This is a genomic window from Kluyvera ascorbata, from assembly GCF_023195735.1.
GTDB classification, from domain to species: domain Bacteria; phylum Pseudomonadota; class Gammaproteobacteria; order Enterobacterales; family Enterobacteriaceae; genus Kluyvera; species Kluyvera ascorbata.
In genome coordinates this window covers 1,292,074-1,306,141 of sequence record NZ_CP096201.1, presented here as the reverse complement: position 1 = coordinate 1,306,141, position 14,068 = coordinate 1,292,074, and the positions used below count along the sequence as shown (strand labels likewise).

Sequence of the window (14,068 nt, the reverse complement as noted above, 5' to 3'; positions counted from 1 at the left end):
TGCGTCGAAATAAACGCATCTCTTTTCTTTATCAATAGATGTGACGTATCTCTCGAATAAGTTGCCAACTGGCGCAATGTTAAGCAAAATGCCGCTCATTCTGGAACAACACTTTAGATTATCGGGTTACTTTTCTGGCAACGCAGTGAATTAACTATTTGAAAAAGTTAAAGATTAATTACCTGCTCATTGGCCTGGTTACGCTGCTGCTCGCGGCGGCGCTTTGGCCCTCTATTCCCTGGTTTGGCAAACCAGAGAATCGTATCGCCGCGATCAAAGAGCGGGGGGAGCTGCGCGTCAGTACCGTACAGTCCCCGCTGACCTACACCACCGTCAATGATAAAGACTACGGGCTTGATTATGAGCTTGCCCAGCAGTTTGCCGACTACCTGGGTGTGAAGCTGAAAGTCACGGTGCGACAAAACATCAGCCAGCTATTTGACGACCTGGACCATGGTGATGCCGATATGCTGGCCGCCGGTCTGGTCTATAACAGCGAGCGCATCAAAAGCTACCAGGCGGGGCCGACATACTATTCGGTTTCCCAGCAGCTGGTTTACCGCGTTGGCAGCACGCGGCCGAAAAATCTTAGCAACGTAACCGCCGACCAGTTGACCATTGCCCCTGGTCAGGTGGTCATCAGCGACCTGCAAAATTTGCAGGCACAGAAATATCCGGACCTCTCCTGGACCGTTGATGAAAAACGCAGTTCAGCCGATCTGATGCAGGCGGTTATCGACGGTAAGCTCGACTACACCATCGCCGACTCCGTGGCTATCGGCCTGTTCCAGCGCGTACACCCGGAGCTCGCGGTGGCCCTTGATGTCACCGACGAACAGCCAGTCACCTGGTTTAGCCTGCAAGATGACGACAACACGCTCTCCGCGGCGATGCTCGACTTCTTCAACAATATTAATGAAGACGGCACCCTTGCCCGCCTGGAAGAGAAGTACCTCGGCCACGGCGACGATTTCGACTATGTCGATACCCGCTCGTTCCTGCGCGCGGTCGATAGCGTACTGCCAGACCTGCAGCCGCTATTTGAGAAGTACGCGAGCGAAATCGACTGGAAGCTGCTCGCCGCCATCTCCTACCAGGAATCACATTGGGACCCGCTTGCCACCTCGCCTACTGGCGTGCGCGGCCTGATGATGCTGACCAAAAATACCGCGCAGAGTCTTGGACTCAGCGACCGTACCGATGCCGAGCAGAGCATCAGCGGCGGGATGCGCTATCTACAGGATATGATGAGCAAAGTGCCGGACAGCGTGCCGCAGGATGAAAAAATCTGGTTTGCGCTGGCGGCTTATAACATGGGCTATGCGCATATGCTCGACGCCCGCGCGCTGACGGCGAAGCAGAAAGGCAATCCGGATAGCTGGGCCGACGTCAAACAGCGGCTTCCGCTGCTCAGCCAGAAACCCTGGTACAGCAAGCTCACCTACGGCTACGCCCGCGGGCACGAGGCCTATGCCTATGTGGAAAACATCCGTAAGTACCAGATAAGCCTGGTGGGCTATTTGCAGGAAAAAGAGAAGAAAGCGACGGAAGAGATGGCGATAGCGGAAGCCTATCCGGCGGTATCGCCACATGAGTTACAGCACAGCGAAAACGACACGGGCATTTTTTCGTTCCTGCGCCGGGGCGATCGCAATAACAGCGACTCACCGCTGCTGCGCTTCACCTCGAAAAACTAGCTGCCCTTCTCCGCCTGCCTGAGCGCCTTTTGCTGTTGGCGACGATGGCGGAAGAAGTCGCTAAGCATCGCTGAGCATTCCTCAGCCAGCACCCCTTCGGTTATCTCTACCCGGTGGTTCATTCCCGGATGATGCAGCACGTCGATTAACGACCCTGCCGCGCCGGTTTTGGCGTCACGCGCGCCGAAGACCAGATTACCTATACGCCCATGCACCATCGCACCGGCACACATCACGCAGGGTTCCAGCGTCACATACAGCGTAGTATCAATCAGACGGTAGTTTTGCAGCACCAGTCCTCCCTGGCGCAGCGCCATGATTTCCGCATGCGCAGTAGGATCATGACGGCCAATCGGGCGATTCCACCCTTCACCTATCACCTGATTGTTATGCACCAGCACAGCCCCCACCGGTACTTCCCCCTCGTCCCAGGCTCGTTGGGCAAGCACAAGCGCATGGCGCATCCAGTATTCATGATTCAGTTCAATGTCGGACAACGTGGGGACTCCAGATGATAAAACGCGGCGCATTATACACAAATTCCGCCAAAGCGCAGCGCTGACTATTCCAGTTGCTCCAGCTCGCCGTGAGAAGTCACCCGCCAGCGATGCTCGCAGAAAAAGAGTAGCGGGTTATCCTGCTTGCTGTCGCTGTAGCCGCTGTATAAACGCAGCGGCGCGCCGAGGCGCTGTTCAAGCTGCACCACTTTTTCACGCCCCAGACAGCGCACCGATAACACTCGGCCGCCGAAGGCACGACGCATCTGGCTGCCAATCAGGTTCACCTGCGTCATCCAACGCGCATCCACATATGCGCGCTCTACCAGCGTTTGGGGGGAGCCGGTGATAAGCCAGACGTCGACATCCTGATGCTGGAGGTAGCTATCCAGCCGCTGCTGAACCGCGGGAAACGGCGTGACGGCAGCGCGAAACCTGACGATAAAGCTGGCCTCCAGCGCCCTTAGCGTGGTCTCACGACGGCCAAAGGTGCATGCCCACAGCAACACGCTCACCGGCCAGCGCGCCGCGCGGCCTTTCACCAGCATCGCCGCGCCAATAATCGGCAGCAAAGGGAGCACCAGCAGCGTATTCAGCGGTAATCGGCGCAGCAGATATCGTAAAAAAGCACCGAACAGATCCTGCTGGTGCAGCGTGCCATCAAGGTCAAAAAACACCACGCGGCGAACGTGATTAGCCAAATGCAACTCCTGTCAGTTCCTGACGTTCCAGATTACAGACTATCAGAGAACCCTCTGACTTTCGCCACCGGGCGCGTTTGATAAAAATAGCGACGTTTTTACAAACACATAGCACATTTAATTCGATATATTCCGTTATAATAGAATACAAAATTCTTGCAAACGAGCAGAATGGTGGCCTGGCACGTCGTGCTCATTGTGCCCGCGAGGTTATTATGAATTGTTTACTCAGTATTCGTCAGCGTTATCCCCAGCTGGCGCAAAGCGATAGAAAGCTCGCCGATTTTATTCTGGCGCAGCCTGATTTAGCGCGGCATTTAAGTTCGCAGCAGCTCGCCAGCCAGTCTGGCGTCAGCCAATCTAGCGTGGTGAAGTTCGCCCAGAAGCTCGGCTTTAAAGGCTTTCCCGCGCTTAAACTCGCACTGAGCGAAGCCCTCGCCAGCAACGCGAATCCGCATTCCGTGCCGGTTCATAACCAGATCTGCGGTGATGACCCCCTGCGTCTTGTCGGTGAGAAACTGATTAAAGACAACGTGGCGGCGATGCACGCTTCGCTCGATGTCAACACTGAAGACAAGCTGCTGGAGACAGTCAACCTGCTGCGCAACGCGCGCCGCATTGTCCTGACGGGGATTGGTGCCTCCGGCCTGGTTGCGCGTAACTTTAGCTGGAAGCTGATGAAAATCGGTCTGAACGCCGTTTCCGAGCAGGATATGCACGCCCTGCTGGCTACCGTTCAGGCGATGACTCAGGATGATTTGCTGCTGGCTATCTCTTACTCCGGTGCGCGTCGTGAAATTAATCTCGCCGCCGATGAGATGCTGCGTGTCGGTGGCAAGGTGGTGGCTATCACCGGCTTTTCGCCCAATGCCCTTCAGCAGCGTGCGACACACTGTCTGTATACCATTGCCGAAGAGCAAGCCACCCGCAGCGCGGCTATCTCTTCGACCAGCGCGCAGATGATGCTGACCGACCTGCTGTTTATGGGACTGGTACAGCAGGACCTGGAAAACGCGCCGGAGCGTATTCGCCATAGCGAAGCGCTGGTGAAAAAGCTGGTTTGATCGCCGGTGCTATTACCACAGAAAAGGTATGGCCTGGGCGGAAAATGAGCGTATAATGCGCGCCCTGTTTATTTCGTTTCTGAGAATGTCCTGATGGCGCTGTTAATCACCAAAAAATGTATCAACTGCGATATGTGCGAACCGGAATGCCCGAACGAGGCGATTTCGATGGGTGATAGCATCTATGAGATCAACAGCGATCGCTGCACCGAGTGCATTGGCCATTACGACACGCCAACCTGTCAGAAAGTGTGCCCGATCCCGAATACCATTCTCAAGGATCCGGCACATGCAGAAAGCGAAGAGCAGCTGTGGGATAAATTCGTCCAGATGCATCACGCGGACAAGATCTAGCTTTCGATAATCACCGTTGCGCAGGCGTAGTGACGCTCATCGGCGAGCGTCACATGCATATGCGCCACGCCCATTCGCTCTGCCAGCAACTTTGCCTCCCCCCATAACCGCAGCTTCGGTTTACCCATCTCATCGTTGTAAACTTCAAACTGGTTAAACGCCAGGCCGTTACGAATACCGGTGCCCAACGCTTTAGAGGCCGCTTCTTTGACTGCAAAGCGCTTCGCCAGAAAACGCACCGGCTGCTGGTGCGTCTCCCAGATGGCCCATTCGTTATCGCTGAGCACGCGACGAGCAAGGCGATCGCCGCTACGGGCAATGACCCCTTCAATACGGGCGATTTCGACGATATCGGTACCGAGCCCCAGAATCGCCATTACGCGCGCGCTTCCAGCATCAGGCGTTTCATCTCGGCAACCGCCTCTTTCAGACCGGTCATTACCGCACGACCAATAATGGCATGGCCGATATTCAGCTCGTGCATTTCCGGCAGCGCGGCAACGGCTTTAACGTTGTGGTAGGTAAGGCCGTGACCCGCATTAACCTTCAGTCCCAGGCTGGCTGCATAGGTCGCCGCTTTCGCAATGCGCTCAAGCTCTTTAGCCTGTTCCGCATCGGTGGTGGCATCGGCATAGCAGCCGGTGTGGATTTCGATATACGGCGCGCCAACGTCGGCAGCGGCTTTAATCTGTGCGTTATCGGCATCGATAAACAGCGACACCAGAATACCGGCGTCGGCAAGGCGTTTGCAGGCATCGCGCATTTTGTCGAGCTGACCGGCTACGTCCAGACCACCTTCAGTGGTCACTTCCTGACGTTTTTCCGGCACCAGGCAGCAGAAATGCGGTTTGGTTTCACAGGCGATGGTCAGCATCTCTTCGGTGACGGCCATCTCCAGGTTCATGCGGGTGTCCAGCGTCTGACGCAGAATGCGCACGTCGCGGTCGGTGATGTGGCGACGATCTTCACGTAAATGCACGGTGATGCCATCCGCACCGGCCTGCTCGGCGATAAATGCCGCCTGAACCGGATCGGGATAGGCGGTGCCGCGCGCGTTACGCAGGGTGGCAATGTGGTCAATATTGACGCCTAACAGTAATTCAGCCATGACAATCCTCGTGTCTTTATTTTTAACGTTCATTTCCCCTCACCCCAGCAACCCGCCCACAGGGCGAGGGAAAAACGGGATGAGTGCAATCAGGGTTACCGCTTGGGGACAAACTGGCGAAATAGCTCGCGGCTCTTAAGCGGTTTGCCACCAAGATACGGCTTCAGTGCCATACGGGTAAAGCGTTTCGCGGCGCGCAGCGAGTCCACATCAGGAAATTCGCGGCTCTCAAGCGCCTTCAAATGGCGCCCGGTAAAGGTGTTGTTGTCGATAACCACGCTCGCGATAAACCCTTTCTCTTCACGGTAGCGGTAGGTCATGGTGTCATCGACCTCATCGCCGCTCCCGGCACAGTGCAGAAAATCGACGCCATAGCCCAGATGCCCCAGCAGCGCTAACTCAAAGCGGCGCAGCGCGGGTTCTGGCGAGCCCGTCGCACCGGCCAGCGCCTGGATGCAATACAGGTAATCGAAGAAGAGTTCAGAGAAGCGGGTTTCGTGCTCCAGCACGCGGGAGAGCAGCTCGTTGACGTACAGGCCGCTGTAAAGCGTGATGCCGCTTAAGGGAAGTGCAAGAGAGACGGCTTCCGCGCTACGCAGCGTTTTGACTTCGCCACGCCCGCCAAAGCGAACTAATAAGGGGGTAAAGGGCTGAAGCGCACCTTTAAGGTTGGAACGTTTGGAACGTGCGCCTTTAGCCACAAGGCGCACGCGACCCGACTCTTCCGTGAAGACGTCCAGTATTAGACTGGTTTCGCTCCAGGGACGACTATGCAGGACAAATGCGCGCTGCCAGCCTTCCATCGGGGGTTATTCTCAGAGATCGTCGGTATAACCGAGACTGCGCAGTGCGCGTTCGTCGTCGGCCCAGCCAGATTTCACTTTCACCCACAGCTCAAGGTGAACAGGCGCTTCGAACATCTCCTGCATGTCCTTACGGGCTTCGATACCGATGGTTTTAATCTTGGAACCTTTGTTACCAATAACCATCTTCTTCTGCCCTTCACGCTCAACCAGAATCAGGCCGTTAACGTCGTATCCGCCGCGCTCGTTAGAGACGAAGCGTTCGATTTCAACGGTGACTGAATACGGCAGTTCTGCACCCAGGAAACGCATCAGTTTTTCACGGATGATTTCAGAGGCCATAAAGCGCTGCGAACGGTCGGTGATGTAGTCTTCCGGGAAGTGGTGAATAGCTTCCGGCAGGTGCTTACGCACGATACCAGCGATGGTATCCACGTTCAGACCGGTCTCTGCAGACATCGGTACGATATCGAGGAAATCCATCTGGCTGCCGAGGAACTGCAGGTGCGGCAACAGATCCGCCTTTTCCTGCACGTTATCGACTTTGTTCACCGCCAGAATCACCGGCGCTTTACCGCCGCGCAGTTTGTTCAGCACCATCTCGTCGTCAGGCGTCCAGCGGGTACCTTCAACCACGAAAATGATCAGCTCAACGTCACCGATAGAGCTACTCGCCGCTTTGTTCATCAGACGGTTGATTGCACGCTTCTCTTCCATGTGCAGACCCGGGGTATCAACATAGATAGCCTGGTACGCACCTTCGGTATGAATACCGACAATACGGTGACGCGTGGTTTGCGCTTTACGAGACGTGATGGAGATCTTCTGCCCCAGCAGTTCGTTCAGCAGCGTGGATTTGCCAACGTTCGGACGACCGACGATGGCAACAAATCCGCAGTAAGTTTTTTCTTCGCTCATTCCAGCTCCAGCTTTTTCAACGCCTGTTCGGCGGCAGCCTGTTCCGCCTTGCGACGACTGGAACCTGTGCCGACCACCGGTTCACTCAGGCCGCTAACCTGGCAGTGGATAGTAAATTCTTGATCGTGTGCTTCCCCGCGCACCTGAACCACCAGATAAGACGGCAGCGGCAGGTGACGGCCTTGCAGATACTCCTGCAAGCGTGTTTTTGGATCTTTTTGTTTATCACCTGGGCTGATTTCGTCCAGACGTGTCTGGTACCAGGAGAGGATCAGTTGTTCAACGGTTTGAATATCACTGTCGAGGAACACCCCGCCAATTAACGCTTCAACCGTATCCGCCAGAATAGATTCCCGACGGAAGCCGCCGCTTTTCAGCTCACCCGGCCCTAAGCGCAGGCATTCGCCCAGCTCAAATTCACGAGCGATTTCCGCCAGCGTATTGCCGCGAACCAGCGTCGCACGCATACGACTCATATCGCCTTCATCCACGCGTGGGAAGCGGTGATAGAGCGCGTTCGCGATCACATAGCTTAAAATTGAATCGCCCAAAAACTCTAAGCGTTCGTTGTGCTTGCTGCTGGCACTGCGGTGCGTTAATGCCTGTTGCAACAGTTCCTGATGAACAAAAGTGTAGCCCAGCTTTCGTTGAAGCCGATTAATTACGATGGGGTTCATGCGATACCAAATAAATAAATGCGTCAAAAATGCAGCACACGAAACAGACCTGAAGGAAACCAATGCGGTTTCGTGTGCCGTGTCCCTGATAAGAGACATCCGAAACTTCGGGGGGATATTCTATACGCAACGACAAGGGATGTCGTTAGTTTGAATGGATTAAAACACGAAATAATTCACGCGGCGACTATTCAGCCACCGCGTGAAGTCAGGCTAAGAATTAATGGATCCCACCGATGCGGCTTAAACGCACGCCGGTTGGCCATTGACCCTCTTGTTTTTCAAAGCTCATCCAGATGGCGGTCGCTTTACCCACCAGGTTCGCTTCCGGCACAAAGCCCCAGTAACGGCTGTCCGCGCTGTTGTCGCGGTTGTCACCCATCATGAAGTAGTGGCCCGGTGGCACTATCCAGGTTGCCAGCGGCAAACCGGACTGGTGGTAATACATGCCGACCTGATCCTGCGCGATTGGCACGGTCAGGATACGGTGATTCACATCGCCCAGTGTCTCCTGACGCTGCGTCAGACGCACGCCATCCGCTTTGCTTTCGCCCTGTGGCATCTCAAAGAAGCCGCTGGTCGCTTCGCCGCCGTTGCTGCGGGAGAAGGTCTGGACGAAATCGCTCGGTTCAACGTTGGAGTAGGTCACCGGCAGCGCGCTACCGCACGCCTGACCGGAGCTGCAACCTGGCTGAATGGTGACCTGCTTGGCGATTGGATCGTAGGTGACTTTATCCCCAGGCAGACCCACGGCACGCTTGATGTAATCAAGGCGCGGATCTTCCGGGTATTTGAACACCACAATGTCGCCACGTTTCGGATGACCGGTTTCAATCAGCGTCTTCTGGTAGATAGGGTCTTTAATCCCGTAGGCAAATTTCTCCACCAGGATAAAGTCACCAATCAGCAGCGTTGGCATCATCGAACCAGACGGGATCTGGAACGGTTCATAGATAAATGAACGCACGATCAACACGATGGCCAGCACCGGGAAGACCGACGCGCCGGTTTCCAGCCAGCCCGGTTTCGGGCCAACTTTCTTCAGCGTCTTTTTATCCAGCGCTTCGCCGGTGGCAACCTGTGCTGCCGCCTGACGTTCCCGACGCTTGGGCGCGAAGATAAACTTATCAACGCACCACAAAAGGCCCGTTACCAGTGTGGCAATCACCAGAATCAGGGCAAACATGTTCGCCATGCCAACTCCTTAGAGATTATTTATTGTCTTTACCGACATGCAGAATGGCGAGGAAGGCTTCCTGCGGCAGTTCAACGTTACCGATCTGCTTCATTCGCTTTTTACCCTCTTTCTGTTTTTGCAGCAGCTTTTTCTTACGGCTGATATCGCCACCGTAGCATTTCGCCAGAACGTTTTTACGCAGCTGCTTAACGGTTGAACGCGCGATAATGTGCGTGCCGATGGCCGCCTGAATCGCAATATCAAACTGCTGACGTGGGATCAGATCTTTCATCTTCTCAACCAGTTCACGGCCACGGCTCTGAGAGTTATCGCGGTGCGTGATCAGCGCCAGTGCATCGACGCGCTCGTTGTTGATAAGAACATCAACGCGAACCATGTCAGACGCCTGGAAGCGTTTGAAGTTGTAGTCCAGCGACGCATAGCCACGGGAGGTAGACTTCAGACGGTCGAAGAAGTCGAGCACCACTTCCGCCATCGGGATTTCATAGGTCAGCGCGACCTGGTTACCGTGGTAAACCATGTTGGTCTGCACGCCACGCTTCTCAATACACAGCGTAATCACGTTGCCGAGGTAAGCCTGCGGCAGCAGCATGTGACATTCCGCGATTGGCTCACGCAGTTCATAAATATTATTCAGCGGCGGCAGCTTGGAAGGGCTATCAACGTAGATAGTTTCTTTGCCCGTGGTTTCCACTTCATACACTACGGTAGGCGCGGTGGTGATCAGATCCAGATCGTATTCACGTTCCAGACGTTCCTGAATGATTTCCATGTGCAGCAGGCCGAGGAAGCCGCAGCGGAAGCCGAAGCCCAGCGCCGTAGAGCTTTCTGGCTCATAGAACAGGGAAGCATCGTTCAGGCTCAGCTTGCCGAGCGCATCACGGAAGTTTTCGTAATCGTCAGAGCTGACCGGGAACAGGCCGGCGTAAACCTGAGGTTTCACCTTTTTAAAGCCCGGCAGCGCTTTATCCGCTGGGTTACGCGATGTCGTTAAGGTATCCCCTACCGGCGCGCCCAGGATGTCTTTGATTGCACAAACCAGCCAGCCTACCTCGCCGCATTTCAGCTCGGTACGGTCAACCTGTTTCGGCGTGAAGATACCCAGACGGTCTGCGTTGTAGACCTGACCGGTACTCATCACCTTAATTTTGTCGCCTTTACGCATAGTGCCGTTTTTAATACGCACCAGCGATACCACGCCCAGGTAGTTATCGAACCAGGAGTCGATAATCAGCGCCTGCAGCGGGCCTTCCGGGTCACCTTCCGGCGGTGGAATATCGCGCACCAGACGTTCCAGCACGTCGGTCACGCCCACGCCGGTTTTCGCCGAGCAGCGTACTGCATCGGTGGCGTCGATGCCGACGATATCTTCAATCTCTTCCGCTACGCGCTCTGGATCGGCGGCTGGCAGGTCGATTTTATTCAGAACCGGCACGACTTCCAGATCCATTTCCATGGCGGTGTAGCAGTTAGCCAGCGTCTGTGCCTCTACGCCCTGCCCGGCGTCAACCACCAGCAATGCGCCTTCACAGGCCGCGAGGGAACGGGAAACTTCATAGGAGAAGTCGACGTGGCCTGGGGTGTCGATAAAGTTCAGCTGATAGGTTTCCCCGTCGGCTGATTTAAAGTCCAGCGTCACGCTCTGCGCTTTGATGGTAATGCCACGTTCGCGTTCCAGATCCATTGAATCCAGAACCTGGGCTTCCATTTCGCGGTCGGAAAGGCCACCACAAATCTGAATAATGCGGTCAGACAGCGTCGATTTACCGTGGTCGATATGTGCAATGATGGAGAAGTTACGTATATTCTTCATATATTAAAATATTTATGCCTTACGAATACTTTGAGGCCGCGGTACGGAGCCTGACGTTGTATACACGTCATCCTTCGAGTTGCCTCGGCGTTGGCTGCACTCACTCACCCCTATCACGTACTGGTGTACGTTCCCGGGGATTCATTCGCTTGCCGCCTTGATGCAACTCGAATGATTTTGTGTATAGTCGTTCGAAAACGCCGCATTCTACACTACAACCGCGTAACCAGGAAATGCTCTTCCCGCAAGCATAGCGCTTCCTGCGAGGAGCGTTCCAAAAATAATAAAGCCAGCGTAATCACTGGCTCATTTCGGTAGACGATGTCGTGCGAATCAGGTCGGGCGGAAGCCCCACGCTGATGATGATGGGCTGCCAGGTTTCCCTCGCGGCAAGCCGCGGCGAGAGGCCTTTGGCAATCAGGAACCCGCCAACGCCGCCGAGCACCGCGCCGCTGAGCGCCGCAATATCGGTGCCGAACAGGACCTGGAACAGTGCCGCGACCACGAACAGCCCCAGCAGCGGAGACATATAAACCAGCATGGCAGAGCCAAGCAGGCTACCTTCGGTAATGCCCAATTCCACTTTTTGCCCTGTCACCAGCGGTTCAGCGCTAGGAACAGAAATGGTGTGGGTGGTCTGCGGCCCCAGCTTATTCAGCACTCGGCTGCCGCAGCCTGCACGTGATGCGCAGCTATTGCAGGAGGCTTTTACATCGCAACTCACCTGCGCAATTCCGTTATCCCATGCAATAACGGTAGCCCACTCTTTAATCATTGTGCGCCCTTGAATTGAATACCGTCAGCAACGCGTTTCGCCGTCGGAGGCGGAAGCTCGCCAACAATCGTGATATCAGCCTGATTGCGGATGGTCGTTGTGACCGTTCGACGACCGGTACGCAGCATCTGCTCGCTGCTGTTAGCCGTCGCGCGGCTGATGTTCACAGAGAAGCTAAACAGGCCGTCGGAATAGAGACGGGATTCAACCGGGCTGTCGACGCTCGGCAGCGTGCGACGGCTGCTGGAGACCTCTTTAAAGCCCTGCGGCAGCCAGCTTGTCGTCCAGTTGAAGGTCGCATTGGTCCCTGTTGGCAAGGAGAGCTGCGGCGGCAGGTTGGCTTTCGCCAGCCCCTGCATGCTGGAGCTTACCTGATCGCCCGTTGAGAGAGCCACAACCCGGAACTGTTCCAACGTCTCGCCATCGCGGTCGAGCAGGTCAACGCGCATCGGCAGCTTGCTTTCGGAGTCCATCCACACGATATAGCTATAGCGTGTGCCGTCTCGCGCCACGACGCGGATCACATCACACATGCGGTCCGCAATACGCGTACGTCCTACGGAGATAAAATCGTAGTAAGGCGCCAGACGTTTGAAATCGGTATAAACCAGAGAGGGTAGCGAGTCGACAATATAGTCGCCGTTCAGCGTGAACGGATCGAGACCCGGCTCAAAGTAGCTGATCTCGTTTCCACGCTGAACCACTTCGCGGCGAGGGCCGTCCATCTGCAGCAATTCCGCCAGCGGTTGTCCATTAAGACGCACGTGACGATAGCGCAGAGATTCAACGCCTGATTTATTAATGCTGACGAACGACAGCTCGTAGTTGAGTGACTGACTGGCCAGATTCATCTCCTGCAACAACGCCCCGGACGATACATCAGCCGAGGCGTTGGCGGTGAAGAACAGGCTACCAGCCACAAGTGACATGGCACACCAAAGTTGCTTCATTACTGCGATTGCGTTCCTAGAGTTTGATATCCTGGCACCTGAACAGCCGCTTGCTGGGTTTGTGCCTGCTCAAACTGAAGCTGTTCTGAATGCAAGCGACGCTGCAATTCATAGTCCTGCAGCATAGCATTAATACGGCGGCGCTGTTCCTGAACCTGTTGCGGCCCGGTGCTGCCTGCCGACGCTTCCGAAGGAACCCCCAGACTCACTGGACTGGCTTTACCCATCATCGGCAGCGTGTTGAATACCGGTGATTCAGGTTGGGAGGATTCCGGTTGCCCATTATAGTGCTGAACGCCGACAATAACAGCAAGCGATACGCAAGCTGCCACCCCCATCTGGGTAAGCGAACTGGCCCATGGACGAACCTTGCTCCAGAACGGCATCTTCTGCCATTGATGTGGTGCTGGCTGGGCTTCAGGAATAAGCGGCGCTGTCGGAAGACGAACGGGCTCATTTTCGATGGCGGCCATAACGCGAGAGGAAATATCGAAGTGAAGCACGTCACCGGTGTCGCCGCGAAGCGAGTCGCGGATCAGGTGATAGCTTGCCCAGGTTTCCTGTAACTCTGGCGAGCGCGTCAACTCTGTCAGCAGCTCGTTATCCAGCGTTTCACCATCCATTAAGGCGGAAAGTTTTTCTTTCTGCATGCCTAATACCTTTTCCAGTATCCCGCTTCCATCAACGCCTGATAAGCGGTTGAACTTTATTATCAATAGCTTCTCGCGCACGGAAGATACGTGAACGAACCGTACCGACCGGACAATCCATGATAGCCGCTATCTCTTCATAGCTTAGGCCATCGAGCTCCCGCAAGGTAATTGCCATGCGTAAATCTTCCGGAAGCGCATCAATGGTACGAAAAACTATCTGTCTCAGTTCTTCTGACAACATTAAGTTCTCAGGGTTCGAAATTTCTTTCAAAGCGCCACCGCTTTCAAAGTTTTCGGCGTCGTTCGCGTCAACATCACTAGACGGCGGACGACGACCCTGAGCAACCAGGTAATTTTTAGCTGTATTCACCGCAATACGGTACAGCCACGTATAGAAAGCACTATCTCCCCGGAAAGAATCCAGCGCGCGATAGGCCTTAATAAAAGACTCTTGTACCACATCCGGCACATCGCCAGAGGGTACATAGCGGGAGACCAGGCTCGCAACCTTATGCTGATAGCGCACTACCAGAAGGTTAAAAGCTTTCTGATCTCCTTTCTGGACCCGTTCAACCAGGACCTGGTCCGTTAACTGCTCGCTCATCCGAGGTAATGTCTCCCCAAACCTTATTCCCATGCGTAATCAGAATGCCACTCCAGCACTACATTATGAGCAAGCAGTGACTTAGAGTGTTCGAGTTTCGTAAAGTTCCGTTACGCTTTGTTTTTTCTTTAGCCGCAAACCGTTCATTGTCTATCATTATAAGTCTGCTGATGCTTACCAATACGTAAGTTGCGAAATAAAAACGCAAATCCCGTGAAGAGTAACGTAACGCGGCTTTTATTTCACCATAAATACG

The 14,068-nt window shown here is 54.8% G+C and carries 16 protein-coding genes; 3 read left to right on the top strand and 13 right to left on the bottom strand.

Annotation, left to right across the window (positions count from 1 at the left end):
- The first annotated feature begins 158 nt into the window (after positions 1–158).
- On the top strand, positions 159–1,697 hold the full coding sequence (gene mltF, locus MY052_RS06215) for a membrane-bound lytic murein transglycosylase MltF (RefSeq protein WP_035891317.1): 1,539 nt from the start codon (positions 159–161) through the stop codon (positions 1,695–1,697).
- Here the strand turns inward: mltF and tadA are convergent.
- Both tadA and yfhb read right to left on the bottom strand, forming a co-directional pair.
- A complete protein-coding gene (gene tadA / locus MY052_RS06210) occupies positions 1,694–2,227 on the bottom strand; it encodes a tRNA adenosine(34) deaminase TadA (RefSeq protein ID WP_072011316.1) in 534 nt (177 codons plus the stop codon). The genes mltF and tadA overlap by 4 nt on opposite strands.
- Positions 2,228–2,259: 32 nt before the next feature.
- Positions 2,260–2,895 carry a phosphatidylglycerophosphatase C gene (yfhb, locus tag MY052_RS06205; protein WP_202217427.1) on the bottom strand — a complete coding sequence of 212 codons (636 nt, stop codon included), beginning with the start codon at positions 2,893–2,895 and terminating at the stop codon, positions 2,260–2,262.
- Between the two features lie 215 nt (positions 2,896–3,110).
- Here yfhb and MY052_RS06200 point away from each other — a divergent pair, with 215 nt between their 5' ends.
- Together MY052_RS06200 and MY052_RS06195 are read left to right on the top strand one after the other, a co-directional pair.
- On the top strand, positions 3,111–3,959 hold the full coding sequence (locus MY052_RS06200; protein WP_035891310.1) for a MurR/RpiR family transcriptional regulator: 849 nt from the start codon (positions 3,111–3,113) through the stop codon (positions 3,957–3,959).
- 93 nt (positions 3,960–4,052) lie between these two features.
- Positions 4,053–4,313 carry a YfhL family 4Fe-4S dicluster ferredoxin gene (locus MY052_RS06195; RefSeq protein WP_035891308.1) on the top strand — a complete coding sequence of 87 codons (261 nt, stop codon included), beginning with the start codon at positions 4,053–4,055 and terminating at the stop codon, positions 4,311–4,313.
- Here the strand turns inward: MY052_RS06195 and acpS are convergent.
- From acpS to rpoE, 11 genes are all read right to left on the bottom strand, one after another.
- Complete coding sequence (gene acpS / locus MY052_RS06190) at positions 4,310–4,690, bottom strand: holo-ACP synthase (RefSeq protein ID WP_035891303.1); 381 nt, start codon at positions 4,688–4,690, stop codon at positions 4,310–4,312. The genes MY052_RS06195 and acpS overlap by 4 nt on opposite strands.
- Positions 4,690–5,421, bottom strand: a complete 732-nt coding sequence (gene pdxJ, locus MY052_RS06185; RefSeq protein ID WP_035891302.1) for a pyridoxine 5'-phosphate synthase — start codon at positions 5,419–5,421, stop codon at positions 4,690–4,692. Before pdxJ ends, acpS begins: the two co-directional genes overlap by 1 nt.
- A gap of 95 nt (positions 5,422–5,516) precedes the next feature.
- Positions 5,517–6,224 carry a DNA repair protein RecO gene (recO, locus tag MY052_RS06180; protein WP_035891300.1) on the bottom strand — a complete coding sequence of 236 codons (708 nt, stop codon included), beginning with the start codon at positions 6,222–6,224 and terminating at the stop codon, positions 5,517–5,519.
- Positions 6,225–6,236: 12 nt separating this feature from the next.
- The gene (gene era, locus MY052_RS06175; RefSeq protein WP_035891297.1) at positions 6,237–7,142 is read right to left on the bottom strand and encodes a GTPase Era; all 906 of its coding nucleotides are present in this window, start codon (positions 7,140–7,142) and stop codon (positions 6,237–6,239) included.
- Positions 7,139–7,819, bottom strand: coding sequence for a ribonuclease III (rnc, locus tag MY052_RS06170; RefSeq protein ID WP_035891295.1), 681 nt, complete (start codon positions 7,817–7,819; stop codon positions 7,139–7,141). Before rnc ends, era begins: the two co-directional genes overlap by 4 nt.
- 220 nt (positions 7,820–8,039) lie before the next feature.
- Positions 8,040–9,014, bottom strand: coding sequence for a signal peptidase I (gene lepB, locus MY052_RS06165; protein ID WP_185670084.1), 975 nt, complete (start codon positions 9,012–9,014; stop codon positions 8,040–8,042).
- A gap of 16 nt (positions 9,015–9,030) precedes the next feature.
- Positions 9,031–10,830, bottom strand: coding sequence for a translation elongation factor 4 (gene lepA, locus MY052_RS06160; RefSeq protein ID WP_035891292.1), 1,800 nt, complete (start codon positions 10,828–10,830; stop codon positions 9,031–9,033).
- Positions 10,831–11,128: 298 nt separating this feature from the next.
- Positions 11,129–11,605, bottom strand: a complete 477-nt coding sequence (gene rseC, locus MY052_RS06155; RefSeq protein WP_202217424.1) for a SoxR-reducing system protein RseC — start codon at positions 11,603–11,605, stop codon at positions 11,129–11,131.
- Positions 11,602–12,555 (bottom strand): sigma-E factor regulatory protein RseB, encoded by a 954-nt coding sequence (gene rseB / locus MY052_RS06150; RefSeq protein WP_115073787.1) that lies wholly within the window; start codon positions 12,553–12,555, stop codon positions 11,602–11,604. Before rseB ends, rseC begins: the two co-directional genes overlap by 4 nt.
- Positions 12,555–13,205 (bottom strand): anti-sigma-E factor RseA, encoded by a 651-nt coding sequence (gene rseA, locus MY052_RS06145; RefSeq protein WP_035893823.1) that lies wholly within the window; start codon positions 13,203–13,205, stop codon positions 12,555–12,557. Before rseA ends, rseB begins: the two co-directional genes overlap by 1 nt.
- A gap of 31 nt (positions 13,206–13,236) precedes the next feature.
- Positions 13,237–13,812: an RNA polymerase sigma factor RpoE gene (rpoE, locus tag MY052_RS06140; protein WP_035893821.1), complete on the bottom strand. Its 576-nt coding sequence runs from the start codon at positions 13,810–13,812 to the stop codon at positions 13,237–13,239.
- Positions 13,813–14,068: the final 256 nt, after the last annotated feature.